Source organism: Burkholderia sp. Bp9012 (genome assembly GCF_003853825.1).
GTDB classification, from domain to species: domain Bacteria; phylum Pseudomonadota; class Gammaproteobacteria; order Burkholderiales; family Burkholderiaceae; genus Burkholderia; species Burkholderia diffusa.
This window is the reverse complement of record NZ_QTQA01000007.1, coordinates 109,925-126,544: the sequence shown is the minus strand read 5'-3', so window position 1 is coordinate 126,544 and position 16,620 is coordinate 109,925. Positions and strand designations below refer to the sequence as shown.

Annotated in this window: 15 protein-coding genes; 6 read left to right on the top strand and 9 right to left on the bottom strand. The window is 66.7% G+C overall.

What is annotated here, in order from left to right:
- Nucleotides 1-8: 8 nt before the first annotated feature.
- The 3 genes from DIE11_RS11730 to DIE11_RS11720 all read right to left on the bottom strand — a co-directional run bounded on the left by DIE11_RS11730 (nt 9) and on the right by DIE11_RS11720 (nt 3,635).
- Nucleotides 9-1,535: an amidase gene (locus DIE11_RS11730; protein ID WP_124623827.1), complete on the bottom strand. Its 1,527-nt coding sequence runs from the start codon at nt 1,533-1,535 to the stop codon at nt 9-11.
- 55 nt (nt 1,536-1,590) lie between these two features.
- Complete coding sequence (locus tag DIE11_RS11725) at nt 1,591-2,643, bottom strand: phenylacetaldoxime dehydratase family protein (protein ID WP_124623823.1); 1,053 nt, start codon at nt 2,641-2,643, stop codon at nt 1,591-1,593.
- 95 nt (nt 2,644-2,738) lie between these two features.
- Nucleotides 2,739-3,635 (bottom strand): transporter, encoded by an 897-nt coding sequence (locus tag DIE11_RS11720; protein ID WP_124623820.1) that lies wholly within the window; start codon nt 3,633-3,635, stop codon nt 2,739-2,741.
- 515 nt (nt 3,636-4,150) lie between these two features.
- Here DIE11_RS11720 and nthA point away from each other — a divergent pair.
- The 4 genes from nthA to DIE11_RS11700 all read left to right on the top strand — a co-directional run bounded on the left by nthA (nt 4,151) and on the right by DIE11_RS11700 (nt 7,488).
- Nucleotides 4,151-4,750 (top strand): nitrile hydratase subunit alpha, encoded by a 600-nt coding sequence (gene nthA / locus DIE11_RS11715; protein WP_124623817.1) that lies wholly within the window; start codon nt 4,151-4,153, stop codon nt 4,748-4,750.
- Nucleotides 4,751-4,794: 44 nt separating this feature from the next.
- The gene (gene nthB, locus DIE11_RS11710) at nt 4,795-5,448 is read left to right on the top strand and encodes a nitrile hydratase subunit beta (RefSeq protein ID WP_124623814.1); all 654 of its coding nucleotides are present in this window, start codon (nt 4,795-4,797) and stop codon (nt 5,446-5,448) included.
- Nucleotides 5,445-6,707: a GTP-binding protein gene (locus DIE11_RS11705; protein WP_124623812.1), complete on the top strand. Its 1,263-nt coding sequence runs from the start codon at nt 5,445-5,447 to the stop codon at nt 6,705-6,707. The genes nthB and DIE11_RS11705 overlap by 4 nt, the downstream gene beginning before the upstream one ends.
- Before the next feature lie 184 nt (nt 6,708-6,891).
- A complete protein-coding gene (locus tag DIE11_RS11700) occupies nt 6,892-7,488 on the top strand; it encodes a LysE family translocator (protein WP_124623809.1) in 597 nt (198 codons plus the stop codon).
- A 179-nt stretch (nt 7,489-7,667) separates the two neighbouring features.
- Here the strand turns inward: DIE11_RS11700 and DIE11_RS11690 are convergent, their stop codons facing one another.
- Nucleotides 7,668-8,516 carry an AraC family transcriptional regulator gene (locus DIE11_RS11690; protein ID WP_124623806.1) on the bottom strand — a complete coding sequence of 283 codons (849 nt, stop codon included), beginning with the start codon at nt 8,514-8,516 and terminating at the stop codon, nt 7,668-7,670.
- Nucleotides 8,517-8,676: 160 nt separating this feature from the next.
- Between DIE11_RS11690 and DIE11_RS11685 the strand changes: the two genes are divergently transcribed.
- On the top strand, nt 8,677-9,471 hold the full coding sequence (locus tag DIE11_RS11685) for an SDR family NAD(P)-dependent oxidoreductase (RefSeq protein WP_124623803.1): 795 nt from the start codon (nt 8,677-8,679) through the stop codon (nt 9,469-9,471).
- Between the two features lie 39 nt (nt 9,472-9,510).
- On the opposite strand, the gene DIE11_RS11680 is transcribed toward DIE11_RS11685, so the two are convergent.
- The 5 genes from DIE11_RS11680 to DIE11_RS11660 all read right to left on the bottom strand — a co-directional run bounded on the left by DIE11_RS11680 (nt 9,511) and on the right by DIE11_RS11660 (nt 14,703).
- Nucleotides 9,511-9,885, bottom strand: coding sequence for a hypothetical protein (locus tag DIE11_RS11680; protein WP_059599321.1), 375 nt, complete (start codon nt 9,883-9,885; stop codon nt 9,511-9,513).
- A gap of 221 nt (nt 9,886-10,106) precedes the next feature.
- Nucleotides 10,107-11,177, bottom strand: a complete 1,071-nt coding sequence (locus DIE11_RS11675) for an AI-2E family transporter (RefSeq protein ID WP_124623802.1) — start codon at nt 11,175-11,177, stop codon at nt 10,107-10,109.
- Between the two features lie 161 nt (nt 11,178-11,338).
- Complete coding sequence (locus tag DIE11_RS11670) at nt 11,339-12,448, bottom strand: NADH:flavin oxidoreductase/NADH oxidase (RefSeq protein ID WP_059599319.1); 1,110 nt, start codon at nt 12,446-12,448, stop codon at nt 11,339-11,341.
- A gap of 143 nt (nt 12,449-12,591) precedes the next feature.
- A complete protein-coding gene (locus DIE11_RS11665) occupies nt 12,592-13,278 on the bottom strand; it encodes a type 1 glutamine amidotransferase domain-containing protein (RefSeq protein WP_124623799.1) in 687 nt (228 codons plus the stop codon).
- A gap of 411 nt (nt 13,279-13,689) precedes the next feature.
- Complete coding sequence (locus DIE11_RS11660) at nt 13,690-14,703, bottom strand: substrate-binding domain-containing protein (RefSeq protein ID WP_124623796.1); 1,014 nt, start codon at nt 14,701-14,703, stop codon at nt 13,690-13,692.
- A gap of 189 nt (nt 14,704-14,892) precedes the next feature.
- Between DIE11_RS11660 and DIE11_RS11655 the strand changes: the two genes are divergently transcribed.
- The gene (locus DIE11_RS11655; protein WP_124623794.1) at nt 14,893-16,479 is read left to right on the top strand and encodes a glycoside hydrolase family 68 protein; all 1,587 of its coding nucleotides are present in this window, start codon (nt 14,893-14,895) and stop codon (nt 16,477-16,479) included.
- The last annotated feature ends 141 nt before the right edge of the window (nt 16,480-16,620 follow it).

The following is a 16,620-nucleotide window of genomic DNA, read 5'->3' as shown; positions in this document are numbered from 1 at the left end:
CGGGCACGTTATGCGAATGTCGCCTGACGCCAGTCGGAAGATTGTTCATACGCATACGCACAGCGATAGATCGTCGCCTCGTCGAAGCGGCGCCCGACCAGTTGCAGCCCGATCGGCAGATCGTCGGCGACGCCGCACGGGAGCGACATGGCCGGATGCCCGGACACGTCGAACGGCGCGGTATTCGCAATCATCTCGAACGCCCGCGTCAGCGACTCGGACATCGCACAACCCGGCTCCGGCAGTTTCGACGCACGCATCGGCACGGTCGGCATCAACAACACGTCGCAAGACTGCAGCGCCGCGTCGTAATCCGCCCGCAAGCGCCGCGCGATGTTCTGGCACTTCGCGTAGTAGCGGCCGCGATACCGGCTCGTGAAATACTCGCCGAGCAACATCGTCACCTTCACGGTATCCGGCAGCTCATCGGCGCGCTCGCGCCAGCCCGCATGGTGATCGACCATGCCGGTCACGTACAGGCCACCCCAGTTGAAACCGTGGCTGTTGCCCTTCATCATCTGCTGCGTCGCGCCCTCGGCCGCGATCGGCAACCAGATCGCGGTGCCGGCCGCATGCAACGGTACCGACACTTCGGCGACGCTCGCACCCAGCTTGCGCAACCGGTGCGCGGCAACCAGCACGGCCTCGTCGACGACTTTCTCCGAATTCGCGAGCCCGAACGCTTCGCGCAGAATGCCGATCCGCAGGCCGGCGATGCCGTCGCGGATCGCGCCGAGATAATCGGCGCGCGGCGGCAGCGCCCGCTGGCGCGGATCGAGTCCGTCGTCGCCCGCGATGACATCGAGCAGCAACGCATTGTCGAGCACGCTGCCCGTCATCGGCCCGAGATGATCGACCGTCGCCTCGATCGGCATCGCGCCGGTGTACGGCACGAGCCCGTGCGTCGGCTTCATCCCGTAGATGCCGCAGTAGGCGGACGGGATCCGCACCGAGCCGCCCTGATCGCCGCCGAGCGCCATGTCGACCTCGCCGCTCGCGACCAGCGCACCGCTGCCGGACGACGAGCCGCCGGACGAGTGCCCGGCCTTGCGCGGATTGTGCACCGGCCCCGACGCGCTCGTGTGCGAGCCGCCGGAAAAGCAGTAGTACTCGCAGGTCGACTTGCCGACGATCGTTCCGCCGGCGTCCAGCACCCGTGTGACGACGGTCGCATCGACGTCGGGCACGTAGCCCTCGAACGTGCTCGAGCCATTGCGCATCGGCACGCCGGCGACGCAGATGTTGTCTTTCACGACCACCGTCCTGCCGCGCAGCTTGCCGTCGGCGGCGCCGTGGATCGTGCTCTTGCGCGCCCATGCGCCGTAACGGTTCTCGTCGCCTTCCGGGCGGTAGCCCGGCGTGCGCGGATACGCGACGACGGGCAGATAGTCGGGCAGCGCGTCGATCGCATCGTAGGCGTCGAAATTCGCCTGCAGTACGTCGTCGTATTCGGCGAGTTGGCGGGAATCGAGATGAAAGCCGAAGCCGGCTGCAATATCGGACAGTTGTTCGCGGGTCGGGCGTTTGATGGCCATCGACGTTCTCCAGTTCGGTAAGCGGCACCGCCGGCCCCGGCGGTGCCGGCGGGATTCAGCGGGCGACGGCGTCGCGCATCATCCCGGTGCGCGGATGGCAGTTCACGTATTCGTAGACCTGATGCTTTGCGTCGAAGACGGAAACCTCGTGATACAGCCGCAGTTTCGACAGCCCGGTGACGACGCGGAAGAAGGTGACGAAGATCCGCAGGTGCGTCGGATGGGATTCGGCCCACCGTTCGAGGCGGTCGAGCGAGCGCCAGTGGCCGATGTTGTAGCTCTCGTCGAGCACGTTGCCGTCGAGATCGATCGAGCGCACGTAGCGATTGCTGTAGCAGCCGACGTCCGTGCCGTTGTCGCGCAGGAAGTCCATCCCGCTGCGCAGCGTCGGCTCGATCTCCTCGAGATACAGTCGGCGCTCGTCGCGCTCGGCCGCGCGCCAGTCCTGACCGGAGCGAATCAGCGCGATGTTGTCGTGCGCCAGCACGACCACGCGACCGCCGCGGGCCGGATCGCCCTCGACGACGCGCAACTCGCCGTCCGCGCTCATCCAGTCCGTCTGCGAAATCGGGAACCGGTCGCGCATCGATCCCCAGTAGCCGTGCTCCTCGATCTCGCCGCTGACGCCGTCCATGATCGCGCCGACGCCGGGGAAATCGCTCGTAAATGCGTAAAGCGTCTCGAACTGCTCGGCGCGCGGCGCGACGATTTCCCGGAAGTAGCCGATGCCGTCCGCGAGGCGTGCGTCGGAGGTCCACCATTCGACGAGCGCCGGCGACGTAATCCAGCGCGCATACGCGGCCGGATCGCGCCAATAGCCGACGGCAATCAGGTTCTCGTAACCCTGGTCGTCGGTGTGTTGCGTCAGATCGTAGTTTTTCGGCCCGTCCTGCGCACCGAAATCGGCGACGATCCGGCGCAACGCGGCCAGTGCCGCCGCGCGCTTGTCGGCGCCGCTGTATTGCACGCCGAAATAGCCCATCACGACCTGGCTCAGGTCTTCGGCGGCCCGGGCGACGTACATCGGGAACGGCGGCTGGTAGTCATCCGCGACGCGGCGCGACAGCGTCCGCGGGCAGACCAGGTGTTTGTCGATGGCGGATTCCATGCATGACCTCTCTGGAAAGGGAATCGGATGTCGAGGTATCGACGTTGGGAACACGGAGCCACATGCACCGGACGTATCCCGGCGCATGCGGGTGGTCAGAAGATGTGCGCGTAACGCAGGCCCGCGAGCACGCTGTTCTTCGGGCCGTTGCGCACGCTCAGGTCGGTGCCGAGCTGGATTTGCACCTGATCGGCCTTCGTCACGAATTTCGCCGCGGTGATCCGCATGCGCGTCGTGCGAAGCGCGTCGTTGTTGTCCGCGCCGTCGACGCTCGTTTCACCGCCCCAGAGCTGGGTGATGCCGATCGCGAGCGACGTGCCCGGATCGGGCATGTAACGCACCATCGCCTGTGCGCTGTAGCTCATCCGCTGATGCAGCGTCGTGCCGCTCGCGCCGTACGACCTGTTGTTGCCGTACCAGATCGCGTCGCCGACGAGATCGAGTGCCCACTGTGGCGAAAAGTGCTTGATGTAGGCCGCCTGGAAATCGAGCGACCAGCGATTGGCACCGAGATTGAGACCGCGGTTCTGGTCGTAACTCCCAGTCGGCGCGTAAACGTAGATGGTCGCGGCGGCGACGTCCTTCGCGTCGTTCAGGCGAAATTTCAATGGAGCTGTCAGGATCACGTCGCCGACACCATTCGTACTGCCAAGCGAACTTGCGTTGCCGAAGCTGCTGACGTGACCGAACGGCAGCAACACCTGCGGATCGATCGTGAGCCTGTCGGTGAGCTGGAACACATGCAGCAGGCGGGCGATGCCGACATTGGACTGCAGATCGAAATCCGACGTCCGGTGGCCGTTCGCGTAGTACGCGTTCGTCGCTGAATAGTTGTAGTACAGCACGCCGATCGTCGCGCCGATCGGATACTGCTCATAGTCGCCGGGATCGACCTCGACCGCGCCCGCGTAATGCGATGCGACGGCGATCAGCGACAAGCCGATCCAGCGCGCGATTCGCTTCAGTTTCATTCTGTTGACGTTGTCCATCATGCTCCTCACCTGGTTGCGCAGACACCGCCACGCCCGCCGCATGACGAACGGGAACCGTCGCCGGACGGTGGAATCGCGGGGTGCTGGCTGACTGTTGTTCCGCCGGTACATCGGGGATGCCGGCGATTCGCGACATCGAACGGCCATCGCTTGAGGATGAGAATAGAAAGGCAAAATCCGCAGTTCTGTTTTCCGGCGGAACAAGAAATTGGCTGTGACGGATCTGCGCTTCCGATGCCATGAAGCGGTCGAAAAACGTGCGCCGGCCGCCACGGTTTTCGTGCCGGGCGCCCCGTCGATTGCCGCCAATCGCCGTGCATCCGTTGCGTGTCGGCCCCATGCCGCGCAACGGGGCCGTCTCAGCATAGTTTCCGATCCGTGCCGGCAAAGAACCGCGCTTTTTCTCTTCTTACCCTGCTCGTCGAGCGTGGCCGACACCACGCGGCCGCACCCCGCCAGGGCAGTCCCGACCCCGTGGCGGCGGTCAATCCGAACCACCACAAGGAGCCCCAACGATGAGTACGACCCCTTCCGCGGAAACGGTCTCGACGCCCGGCGAACGTGCCTGGGCGCTGTTTCGCGTGATGAAAGAGAAGAACCTGATCCCCGACGGCTATATCGCAGGCCTGACCGAGCTGATGTCCACGACCTGGGATCCGGCCAACGGCGCGCGCATCGTCGCGCGTGCGTGGGTCGACCCGGCGTTTCGCGAACTGCTGCTCAAGGACGGCACGACCGCGTGCGCGCAGTTCGGCTACACCGGCCCGCAGGGCGAATACATCGTCGCGCTCGAAGACACGCCCACGCTGAAGAACGTGATCGTCTGCAGCCTGTGCTCATGCACGAACTGGCCTGTGCTCGGGCTGCCGCCCGAGTGGTACAAGGGCTTCGAATATCGTGCGCGGCTCGTCCGCGAGGGGCGCACGGTGCTGCGGGAGCTCGGCACCGACCTGCCCGACGACGTCGTCGTGAAGGTCTGGGATACGACCGCCGAAAGCCGCTATCTCGTGCTGCCCGTGCGGCCGGCCGGCAGCGAGCACATGACCGAAGAACAACTGCGCACGCTCGTCACGAAGGACGTGCTGATCGGCGTTGCGCTGCCGCGCGCGCGCTGACGCCCACCACGTTTCGCTCTCGACCTTCATCTCGGAGATCACATATGGACGGCTTTCACGACCTCGGCGGATTCCAGGGTTTCGGCCCGGTGCCGCATACGATCAACAGTCTCGGCTACAAGCCGGTCTTCAAGGAAGACTGGGAACATCTCGCGTACAGTCTGATGTTCGTCGGCGTGGACCAACTGAAAAAATTCAGCGTCGACGAGGTACGTCACGCGGTCGAACGCATCGACGTGCGCCAGCACGTCGGCACGCGCTACTACGAGCGCTACGTGATCGCGACGGCGACATTGCTCGTCGAAACCGGCGTACTCACGCAGGATGAACTCGACCGCGCGCTCGGTTCGCATTTCCGGCTCGCGAACCCGCCGAAATCCGGGGGCCGGGCGGCCCCGCCCGAATCAACGCGGTTCGAGGTCGGCGATCGCGTCGTCGTTCGCGACGAATACGTCAGCGGACACATCCGCGCGCCGGGCTACGTTCGCGGCAAGGAAGGTGTCGTGCTGCACCGGACGACCGAATCGTGGCCATTCCCGGACGCGATCGGCCACGGCGACACCGGCGCCGCGCATCAGCCGACCTACCATGTCGAGTTCCGCGTGAAGGATCTGTGGGGCGACGCCGCCGACGACGGCTACGTCGTGGTCGACCTGTTCGAAGGCTACCTGGATCGCGCGTCCGGGCAGAGCGCATGACGGCGCCGGGGAATCAGGGAACGCCGGCCGCCCCGGCGCCGAGGATTCCGGTCACCGTGTTGTCCGGCTTCCTCGGCGCCGGGAAGACGACGTTGCTGAACCACATCCTGCGCAATCGCGCAGGACTGAAGGTCGCCGTGATCGTCAACGACATGAGCGAAGTGAACGTCGACGCCGACGACGTGCGGCGCAACGTCGAGCTGCATCGAGGCGAGGACGAACTGGTCGAGATGAGCAACGGCTGCATCTGCTGCACGCTGCGCGCCGATCTGCTCGAGCAGATCAGCACGCTGGCGCGGCAGCGCCGCTTCGATTATCTGCTGATCGAATCGACCGGCATCTCGGAGCCGATGCCGGTCGCGGAGACGTTTGCGTTTCTCGATCGAGACGGTTTCAGCCTGAGCGAACTGGCGCGGCTGGACACGCTCGTCACGGTGGTCGACGGCGAGACGTTCGAGGACATGATCGCGTCGGCTGAACCGGTCGCGCACGACACGACGCTCGCGAACGACGGCAATTCCGGCCCGCCGCGCAAGCTGTCGGACCTGCTGCTCGAGCAAGTCGAATACGCGAACGTGATCCTCGTGAGCCGTCTCGACCGGATCGGCCACGCGGGTTTTGACCGGCTGCGCGCAATTCTTGCATCGCTGAATCCATCAGCGCGAATCCTGCCGATGCAGCACGGCAAGGTCGATCCGTCAGACGTGCTGGATACCCGGCGCTTCGATCTGCCGGCGCTCGTCGAATCGCCGGGATGGATGCAGCGCATGCAGATCGACGAACGCCCCTCGGAGTCGGATGCGTACGGGATCGCGTCGTGGACCTATCGCGAACGTACGCCGTTTCATCCGGCGCGCCTGCTCGCATGGCTGCGTCGTCCGTGGGACAACGGCCGACTGCTTCGCTGCAAGGGCTATGTCTGGGCTGCGCACCGCTATGCCGAGATCGCCATGCTCGTGCAGACGGGCGGAGCGTTCCAGTGGGGTTACGTTGGGCGATGGTGGCGATTTATCCCGCAGTCGGACTGGCCGCACGACGACTATCGTCGCGATGGCGTGCTGAAAAAATGGGAGGAGCCGGCCGGGGATTGTCGGCAGGAAATCGTGTTCATCGGGCAGTCGATCGACCACGCCACGTTGCGTCGCGAACTCGATGCGTGCCTGCTGACGGTCGACGAAATCGACGCAGGCCCGGAGTCGTGGCTGCAGCTTCCGGAAGCCGACGCGTTCGACGCGCTCGCGACGGCCGCTCATCCGTGATGTAAGACTCGATGCCTTCGGCTGCAACGCCTGCGTCCAACGACTTTCGAGCGCCGGTGAGCGCTGTGCCCGGTTCGGCGTTCCGTGAATCCCGGCAGCGCCGCCGAGGGCAGTTTTCTTCAATACGGACACGCGCGGCTTCTTTAGTCTCGATGCGGCTTTCACATTCGCATGGAGACACATGATGAGCATGCTGGTTTCGATGGCCGCGTTCGCGCTGGCGTCGTCGATCACGCCCGGTCCCGTCAACCTCGTCGCGCTCGGCGCGGGCGCGCGCCACGGTCTCGGCGCGAGCCTGCGCTATGCGGCCGGCGCGACGCTCGGCTTCGTCGCGCTGTTCCTGCTGATCGGCCTCGGGCTGCACGCGGCGCTCGCGCGCTGGCCGATGCTGACCACGGCCACCCAATGGTCCGGGATCGCGTTCCTGCTTTACCTCGCGCTGCGGCTGGCGCTCGACGACGGCCAGCTGTCGGCCGATCCGGACGCGCCACACGTCGCCGGCCCGTCGGCGGCGGCCGGCGCGGCGATGCAATGGCTGAATCCGAAGGCGTGGCTTGCGTGCGTGGCCGCGATGGGCGCGTATGCGGCCGATGGCGATCGCGCGCAGGTGTGGCAATTCGCGGCGCTGTATCTGGTGATCTGCTTCGCGTCGATCGCCTGCTGGGGGTATGCGGGTGCGTCGCTGCGGCACTGGCTCGCGAATGCGCGGCGGATGCGGCTGTTCAACCGCGCGATGGCGCTGCTGCTCGCGGGCAGCGCGCTTTATCTGCTCGATGTTTAGTGCCGTTGCTTCGGTGCGTTGTCGCCGTGCCGGTGCCGCCGGCGACCGATGACACGGGCCGTCGCCGGTGTGCGGTGTGCGGTCTGCGGTCTGCGGTCTGCGGTCTGCGGTCTGCGGTCTGCGGTCTGCGGTCTGCGGTCTGCGGTCTGCGACGCCGGCACCGCCCCACGGTTCGCCGGTCAACTCGCGGCGCTTCGATACTGCCCCGGCGTGGCGGCCGCGATGCGCCGGAATGCGCGCTGGAAATGCGCCTGGTCCGCAAAGCCCGCATCGAGCGCGACCTCGGCGATCGGCCGGCCGCGGCGCAGTTCCGCGCGGCCGTACTGCACGCGACGGTCGACCAGGAACGCATGCGGCGTCATCCCGTAGCGGGCGTTGAACGCGCGGATCAGGTAGGACGGCGACAGGTCGGCGGCCGCGCAGATCGCATCGAGCGTGACGGCCTGACGGCAATGCGCAGCGATGTAGTCGGCCGCGCGGGCGAGCTTCGCGTTGTCGGCCCCGCGCCGCGTATCGACGGGCAACTCGCGATCGAGCGCGCCGTGCAGCCGCGTGAAGAATTCGACCGCCGCGCTTTCCTTGCCAAGCGGATCGATGCCGGATGCCACGAGCGTGCGGTAAAAGCCGCCGAACTGCGCGAACAGGTCGCGTCGTTCCGTCAACTTCGGCGAAAAACCGTGAAAATCGCTGTTCGGGTCGCGCCCGAGCGCATGCTGCAGCCGTGCGAGCCACGGCACGTCGACATAGACCATCCGGTACGCCCATGCGTCGGGGCCATACGGATTGCACGCATGCACCTGCTCCGGATCGATGATCACGAGCACGCCGCGCCCGATGCGTTCCTTCGTCGCACCGTTCAGGTAGGTGCTCGTGCCGCCGACGATCGCGCCGAGCGAAAACGTGTCGTGCGTGTGCTTCGCGTAGCAGAACGTCCGGCCGTCGTCGACGGTGCGCACCTCGATGAACGGCAGCGCGGCGTCGCGCCAGAACGGCGACGGCACAGCGAGGGGGTTGGCGGAACGGCTCACGCGACGGGCTCCCGGATCGGACGGCGAACGCACACCGTACAAGACTGCGCTGCGCGATGCAACCGCGACACGACACTTCGCGGCCGGATCGCCTAAGCTATGAATTCGGCCGCCGCGGCCCCTGCGGCGGTTCCCGTTCCCTCTTCCAACCGGTACATTCATGCACATCGATCTGACAGGCAAGACTGCGGTCGTCACCGCTTCCACCGCCGGCATCGGGCTGGCGATCGCCAAAGGGCTCGCGCAGGCCGGCGCACGTGTCGTCGTCAACGGACGCAGCGAAAAGTCGGTCGATGCCGCGCTCGCACTGCTGCGCAGCGCGGTACCCGGTGCAGACATCGACGGCGTCGCCGCCGACCTGGCCGACGCATCCGGCGTCGCGCGCGTCACGCAGCACACGCCGGAGGCCGACATCCTCGTCAACAACGCGGGCATCTACGGGCTGAAGGCGTTCTTCGACATCGACGACGACGAATGGGCACATTACTTCCAGATGAACGTGATGTCCGGCGTGCGTCTCGCGCGGCACTATCTGAAGGGGATGCTCGCGCGCAACACGGGCCGCGTCGTGTTCATTTCGTCGGAATCCGGCCTGAACATCCCGGTCGACATGATTCACTACGGGTTCACGAAAACCGCGCAGCTCGCGATCGCGCGCGGCCTCGCGAAACTCGCGGCCGGAACCAACGTGACCGTCAATTCCGTGCTGCCAGGGCCGACGATGTCGGAAGGCGTGCGCGCGCTGCTGAAGGAAACGGCCGACGCAACGGGCCGCAGCATCGACGACGTCGCGGTGGATTTCGTGCGCAGCGAGCGCGCGAGCTCGATCATCCAGCGCCCGGCTACGACGGAGGAAGTCGCGAATATGGTCGTGTATGTCTGCTCGCCGCAGGCCTCGGCCACGACGGGCGCGGCGTTGCGCGTAGACGGCGGCGTGGTCGACACGATAGCGTGACGACTGCGTGACACGCTCGCTCGGCGCATGGCGGCCGCGCTATCGCGAAGCCGCCTTGTCCGACTGAAGCGTGCCCTTGCGGTCGGCGTCCATGCAGGTATCGAAGCCGTGTTGCGTGACGGCGCCGGCCTTGTCGAACACGACGAAGTACGCCCGGTGATCGTTGCCGTGCTCGATGAAGTAGTTGTAACAGACGCCGCTGCCGTTACGAACCATCCACACGCTGCGCGGGTTGCCGCCCGCGCGGACGACGTCGGCGCGCGTCGCGCCGTGCCGCGACGCGGCCCGCGCCAGCGGCGTGCGCGAATACGAGAACGGCAGCCACGAGTCGAACCACGCGCAACCGTGCAGCATCAGGCAACTGGCGGCCAGCGACAATGTCGCTGCGCGACGGGACATCGGAATCAATCGCATGCTTGGAAAATCTGCTGCGCCGTGCCGGCGTGATCGAAAGCCCCATGCTACTAGACCTTTGGGTCCGGATCGAAAAGAAATGTAGAGACTTGTGTCCGACGCCACGCTCGGCGCGGCCCGGCGCACGCCCGATCGTCGCGAAACATGAGGCGCCGCGCGGACCCGCACGCGCATCAATGCCGTTGCGCCGATGGCCCGGATCTGCGCAACGAGGCTCGTCGTCAGGCGACCCACTCGGCCCACAGCATCGTCAGCACCGTCATCAGCGCCGGGCCGACGAACAGTCCGATCAGGCCGAACGACTCGGCGCCGCCGAGGATGCCGAACAGCACGAGCAGGAACGGCAGGCGGGTCGAGCTGCCGATCAGCACCGGCCGCACGAAATGCTCGGCGACGAACACGACCACGAAACCGAGCACCAGCACCACGACGGCCCACGCGGTCGCACCCTGCACGAACAGCCAGAGCGCCGCGCCGCAGAACACGATCGGCGCGCAGAACGGCAGCATCGCGGCGACGGCCGTGACGAGGCCGAGCAGCGCCGCGTGCGGAACGCCCGCGAGCGCATACGCGACGCCGAGAATGGCGCCCTCGCCCAGCCCGACGACGACCAGCCCCGTCACCGTGCCGTACACGGCCGCGACCATCCGTTCGATCAGGTCCGCCCCGCCGCGGCCGAACGCACGCCGCGCGCCCTGCAGCAACGCGCCCGACAACTTGTGGCCGGCCCTGATGATCACGAACAGCGTGACCAGCATGAAGCCGAACTCGAACAGCGCATGCGCGAGCTTCGTGCCGAACTGCCGGCCGAACGCGATGAACCGCTCGCCGCTCGCGCCATGCATCGCGGTGCCCGCGTGCAGCGGATGACCGAGATTGGCCTGCCACCACTCGGTGATCTGTGCGGCGCCGTACGGCAACCGGCCGACGACGTCCGGCAGTGGAATACCGTTGTCCTGGATCGAATGCAGCCAGATGCGCAGGTCGTGCGCCTGCGAGATCGCCTGGCCGAGCGCAATGGCGATCGGCAGCACGACCAGCAGCGACACGCCCGCGGTGATCACGGTCGCGATCAGGGTCGGCCGATCGCGAAACCAGCTGCCCGATTCGAAGCGTTCCAGCAACGGCCACAACGCGATCGCGATCACGCATGCCCACGCGATAGCGGGAAGAAAATCGCGGATCACCCACAGCGCGAGCACCAACAGCACCGCATAGAGCACGGCGCGGGCGATCTGCTGGGCACGCGGCCGCGCGGCGGAATCGGGGGAAGGCGAGACATGTGCGCGCATGGCACCTCTGTCGAAATGAAAAAATGGCGGTTCGCATGGGCCAAAGGCCGGTGCGAACCGCCATTCTATCCATCGATACCGCCACTGCACGCGGACGCGATGCCAAGCATTGTCAAATGCGTGCCGCGCACGTCGCGCGCGCCGTGCTGTGCGACGTGCGCTCAGGCCACCTTGTCGGCGACGCGATAGCGTTCGAGCCAGTGCGCGTACGGCGCAGGCAGCGTCCACGACGGACGCTCGACGCCGAGCTGTTTGGCCGCGTAGTACGGCCAGTGCGGATCGGCCAGATGCGCGCGGCCGACCATCACGAGGTCGAGCTGCTGTTCGGCGACGACGCGCTCGGCCAGTTGAGGCGTGTCGATCCCCCATGCGGACGACACCGGCATGCCGGCCTCGCGGCGCACGCGTTCCGCGATCGGCGCGAGGAACGCCGGGCCCCATGGAATGCGCGCGTCGGGCACCGAAAAGCCGACCGACACGCTCAGCATGTCGAGGCCTTCCTGCTTCATCCGCTGCGTGAGCGCGATGGATTCGGCGAGCGTCTCTTCATCGCGGCCGTCGTATTCGATCACGCCGAGACGCGCGGTCAGCGGCAGGTGCTCCGGCCAGACCTTGCGGACGGCCTTCAGCGTGTCGACGAGGAAACGGCCGCGGTTTTCGGCCGAGCCGCCGTACTCGTCGTCGCGCTGGTTCGAATGCACGGAGAAGAAGCTCTGGCCGAGATAGCCGTGCGCGAAGTGCAGTTCGAGCCATTCGAAGCCGAGGTCGCGGGCACGCTTGGCCGACGCGACGAAGTCGGCCTGCACGCGTGCGATGTCGTCGTGCGTCATCGCGCGCGGCATCTTCGGCAAGTGCGCGCCGAACGGTACGGCCGACGGTGCGATGGTCTGCCAGCCGCGCGGATCGCCGTCGGCGATGTGGTCATCGCCTTCCCATGGACGGTTCGCGCTCGCCTTGCGGCCCGCATGCGCGATCTGGATGCCCGGCACCGCGCCGGCCGCCTTGATCGCCGCGACCGACGGCGCGAACGCCTCGGCCTGCGCATCGGTCCACAGGCCGGCGCAGCCCGGCGTGATACGGCCTTCCGGCGACACGGCCGTCGCCTCCGCGATCACGAGGCCCGCGCCGCCGCGCGCGATGCCCCCCAGATGCACGTGATGCCAGTCGTTGACGACGCCGTCTTCGGCGACGTACTGGCACATCGGCGGCACCGCAATGCGGTTGCGCAGCGTGACATCCTTGAGTTTGAACGGTTCGAACAAGGCAGACATCCACCACTCCTTTGCTTGGTTCTACGAAACGACTGGATGAGCCGTCGTGCGGTGCGCACGACGGAACGGTTCGGGTCGTCGCCGGGCCGGATGCGCCCGACGACGGCACGGCCAGGTGCCGGTCATGCCGGCACCGCGCCGGCTTACTGACGGCCAAGCTTCGCGAGCAGCGCCTCGGCAGCGGGCTCCGACGACGCGGGGTTCTGCCCCGTGATCAGCAGCCCGTCGGTGACGACATGCGGCGCCCAGTCGGCGCTGCGCTCGAACTGGGCGCCGTTGGTCTTCAGCATGTCCTCGACGAGGAACGGCACCACTTCCGTCAGCTCGACGGCCGCTTCCTCGCTGTTGGTGAAGCCCGTCGCACGCTTGCCGCGCACGACGGACTCGCCGGTCTTCGGATCCTTCACGTGGCGCAACACACCCGGCGCGTGGCACACGGCCGCGACAGGCTTGCCCGCCGCCAGCGCGCGCTCGATCAGGCCGATAGAGTGCAGGTCCTCGGCGAGATCCCACAGCGGGCCGTGCCCGCCCGGATAGAACACCGCGTCGTAATCGTCGATCGACACGTCGGCCAGCTTGCGCGTGGCCGCGAGCTCGGCCTTGGCCGCCGGATCGGCGTCGAAGCGGCGCGTGGCGTCGGTCTGCGCGGCCGGATCGCTGCTTTTCGGGTCGAGCGGCGGCTGGCCGCCCTTCGGCGACGCGAGCGTCAGCTCGACGCCCGCATCCTTGAATGCGTAGTACGGCGCGGCCAGCTCCTCGAGCCAGAAGCCGGTCTTCTTGCCGGTGTCGCCGAGCGTGTCGTGCGAGGTCAGGACAACCAGAATCTTCATGATCGACACTCCTTCGAAATGGGGGAACGGGGCCGCGTCACGGCGGCGGCCAACGCAACGCACGCCACGTGCCGGCAACGACGGCACGCCTGCCGGTTAGGCCGCAGGCACGCGTCAACGTGCCAGCTCCGCACAAAAAATATTGCCCGATTCTATTAGACCAGTCGTCTATAACTGGCTCGAAAAAAATCGGCGACCACGCCTGCGCGACCAGCATCGCAGCGCGATATGGCATTTTCGCGTCCGTTGGCAGGCACGACGTCGCATTCATGAGGCCGGATGATAGCCCTCCATTAGACCGGTCGTCTAGAGATCTGGCATTCAGCCCTGCCGCCGTCATGGCTTTTGCGACGGAGCGCGTCCCGCAACGCTCGTTGCCGATCACCCCGCCGCTGCGTGCCGCCGTCGTGGCTAGCCGTGCAACGGCCCGTCCGTATCGCCTGCCTCGATCATCGGCATTTCGAGCCGATGCTCGCGAACGCCGTCGGCGAGCAAGCCCAGCATCAGGTCCGCCAGCGCACGCCCCGTCGCATGTCCGGTCGGCTGCACCACCGCCGTCACCCGATGCGGATACGCGACCTCCGGGGGCACCCCGTCATAGACGATGAGCGACATGTCCCGCCCCAGCCGCAAGCCGCTGTCGACCAGCGCCCGGAACGCGCCGCCGCCCGAGATGTTGTTGTCGACGAGCAGCGCAGTCGGTCGTTCGGCCTGCGCGAGTAGCGCCTGTGCGCCCTGCTGCCCGCCGTCGCGCGTAAACGGACCCTCGACGAGCAGCGCCGGATCGGGTTCGATCCCGGCTTCGCGCAGCGCCGCGAGGTAGCCGGCGCGGCGCTGCATCGCGAAATTCAGCGACAGCGGCGCACTGATCATTGCAATGCGGCGATGGCCGAAGCCGATCAGGCGCCGCACCGCATCGCGCGCGCCCGCTTCGTTGTCGAAATCGAACCATGCGTAAGGCTCCGCGGTTTGCGTACGGCCGTACGCGACATACGGAAACGCATTCGAGCGCAGGTACGCGAGGCGCGGATCGTCAACCAGCGTGCGCGCGACGATCAGCCCGTCCACGAGCCTGCCGTCGACGAGCCGGCGATACGTGTCGAGTTCGGCGTTCGGCCGCGCGGCCGCGATGATGAAGTCGAGATTGCGCTCGCCGAGCCGCTCGGTAATGCCCGAGACGACTTCACCGAAGCGCGGGTCCCCCAGATCGCCGGCTCCGAACGGATACACGATGCCGATCGTATCGGCACGCCCCGTCGCCAGCCGCCGTGCGGTCGGATCCGCGACATAACCGAGTTCGCGCGCAGCCTTCATCACGCGCTCGCGGGTCGCCTCGCTCACATCGTCGTAGCCGTTCAGCGCCCGACTGACCGTCGTGCGCGACAGTCCGAGCGCATCCGACAGCGCCTTCAGATTCACCTTCACGTCGCTCCTCGCGTTGTGCGTGCCATTCGTTCAACCCGCTCGCGGCGGCAATTATTTCCGAATGGTAGTTATTACCGTCAAATATTTATCTTTTGACGTCCAAACCGGTTTGAAATAGCATCCAAACCGGTTTGGATATCGATACCACCTCAGCAGTTCCTTTTCACCGCAAACGGAAACAACGCCGACATGACTTACTTTCCTTTTTGCCGCGCGACCGCGGCCAAACGTTTGCTGTTCGCTGGCGCAGCACTGGCCGCCTTCGCGTCCGCGTCGTCAGTCGCGCACGCGCAGAGCACCGGCGCCCCCGCCCCCACGCCGCATACGCAGCAGGCCTACGATCCCGAAGGCAACTTCACGATGCGCTGGACCCGCGCGGACATCCGCCAGATCGTCGCGCAGTCGCACACGGCCGGCGCCGACAAGAACTCGCTGCCGCAGTCGCTGACGATGCCGGACATCCCGCAGGATTTCCCGCTGATCAACTCGAACGTGTGGGTCTGGGATACCTGGCCGCTGGCCGACCTGCGCGCGAACCAGCTCAGCTACAAGGGCTGGGAGGTGATCTTCTCGCTCACCGCCGATCCGCACGCCGGTTACACGTTCGATGACCGCCACGTCCATGCGCGCATCGGCTTCTTCTATCGCCGTGCCGGCATTCCCGCGTCGCAGCGTCCCGCGAACGGCGGCTGGACCTGGGGCGGCCATCTGTTCCCGGACGGCGCGAGCGCCAAGGTGTTCGGCACGTCGCCGATGACCAACAACGCCGAATGGTCGGGTTCCGCGCGCCTCACGCATGGCGACAACGTCAGCCTCTACTACACCGCGACCTCGTTCAACCGCTCGGCCCCCGGCGGCGCCGACATCACGCCGCCGCAGGCGATCATCACGCGCGCCGACGGCCACATCCATGCCGACGACAAGCACGTGTGGTTCAGCGGCTTCGACGATCACAAGGCGCTGCTGCAACCGGACGGCAACTACTACCAGACCGGCCAGCAGAACACCTATTTCTCGTTCCGCGATCCGTTCGTGTTCACCGACCCCGCGCATCCGGGCAAGACCTACATGGTGTTCGAAGGCAACACCGGCGGCCAGCGCGGCGCCCGGACCTGCACCGAGGCCGACCTCGGCTACGCGCCGAACGATCCGCAGCGGGAAGACCTCAACGCCGTCATGAACTCGGGCGCAGTGTATCAAAAGGCCAACGTCGGCCTGGCGGTCGCGACGAATCCGCAACTGACCGAATGGAAGTTCCTGCCGCCGATCCTGTCGGCGAACTGCGTCGACGACCAGACCGAGCGCCCGCAGATCTATCTGAAGGATGGCAAGTACTACCTGTTCACGATCAGCCACCGCACGACGATGGCCGCGGGCGTCGACGGGCCGGATGGTGTCTACGGCTTCGTCGGCAACGGCATCCGCAGCGACTTCCTGCCGTTGAACGGCGGCAGCGGCCTCGTGCTCGGCAACCCGACCGACTTCTCCGCACCGGCCGGCGCGCCGTATTCGCAGGACCCGAACCAGAATCCGCGCGAATTCCAGTCGTACTCGCACTACGTGATGCCGGGCGGGCTCGTCGAGTCGTTCATCGATGCGATCGGCCCGCGTCGCGGCGGCACGCTCGCGCCGACGGTGAAGGTGAACATCAACGGCACGTCGACGGCGGTCGACCGCGCGTACGGACGTAGCGGCCTCGGCGGCTACGGCGACATCCCGGCAAACCTGCCGGCGACGGGCGCCGACCACAACGGCGGCCCCGGCACCCGTCCGTAACGGGTCCGCTACGGACGCGGCGGGCACCGCCCGCCAGCGTCGAGGCGGCGCACATCGCGCGTGTCGCGTGTGTGCCGCCTCCCTCCTTCGCAGAATCGCGCATGCTGCCGTTGCAAGCGGCATGCACCCTCCTTTCCCGCT

Coding starts and splice junctions, on each gene's coding strand:
- DIE11_RS11675 (WP_124623802.1), bottom strand. CDS start 11,177: ATGCGCGCACATGTCTCGCCTTCCCCCGATTCCGCCGCGCGGCCGCGT.
- nthB (WP_124623814.1), top strand. CDS start 4,795: ATGGACGGCTTTCACGACCTCGGCGGATTCCAGGGTTTCGGCCCGGTG.
- DIE11_RS11725 (WP_124623823.1), bottom strand. CDS start 2,643: ATGGAATCCGCCATCGACAAACACCTGGTCTGCCCGCGGACGCTGTCG.
- DIE11_RS11655 (WP_124623794.1), top strand. CDS start 14,893: ATGACTTACTTTCCTTTTTGCCGCGCGACCGCGGCCAAACGTTTGCTG.
- DIE11_RS11705 (WP_124623812.1), top strand. CDS start 5,445: ATGACGGCGCCGGGGAATCAGGGAACGCCGGCCGCCCCGGCGCCGAGG.
- DIE11_RS11685 (WP_124623803.1), top strand. CDS start 8,677: ATGCACATCGATCTGACAGGCAAGACTGCGGTCGTCACCGCTTCCACC.
- nthA (WP_124623817.1), top strand. CDS start 4,151: ATGAGTACGACCCCTTCCGCGGAAACGGTCTCGACGCCCGGCGAACGT.
- DIE11_RS11665 (WP_124623799.1), bottom strand. CDS start 13,278: ATGAAGATTCTGGTTGTCCTGACCTCGCACGACACGCTCGGCGACACC.
- DIE11_RS11730 (WP_124623827.1), bottom strand. CDS start 1,535: ATGGCCATCAAACGCCCGACCCGCGAACAACTGTCCGATATTGCAGCC.
- DIE11_RS11670 (WP_059599319.1), bottom strand. CDS start 12,448: ATGTCTGCCTTGTTCGAACCGTTCAAACTCAAGGATGTCACGCTGCGC.
- DIE11_RS11700 (WP_124623809.1), top strand. CDS start 6,892: ATGAGCATGCTGGTTTCGATGGCCGCGTTCGCGCTGGCGTCGTCGATC.
- DIE11_RS11680 (WP_059599321.1), bottom strand. CDS start 9,885: ATGCGATTGATTCCGATGTCCCGTCGCGCAGCGACATTGTCGCTGGCC.
- DIE11_RS11720 (WP_124623820.1), bottom strand. CDS start 3,635: ATGATGGACAACGTCAACAGAATGAAACTGAAGCGAATCGCGCGCTGG.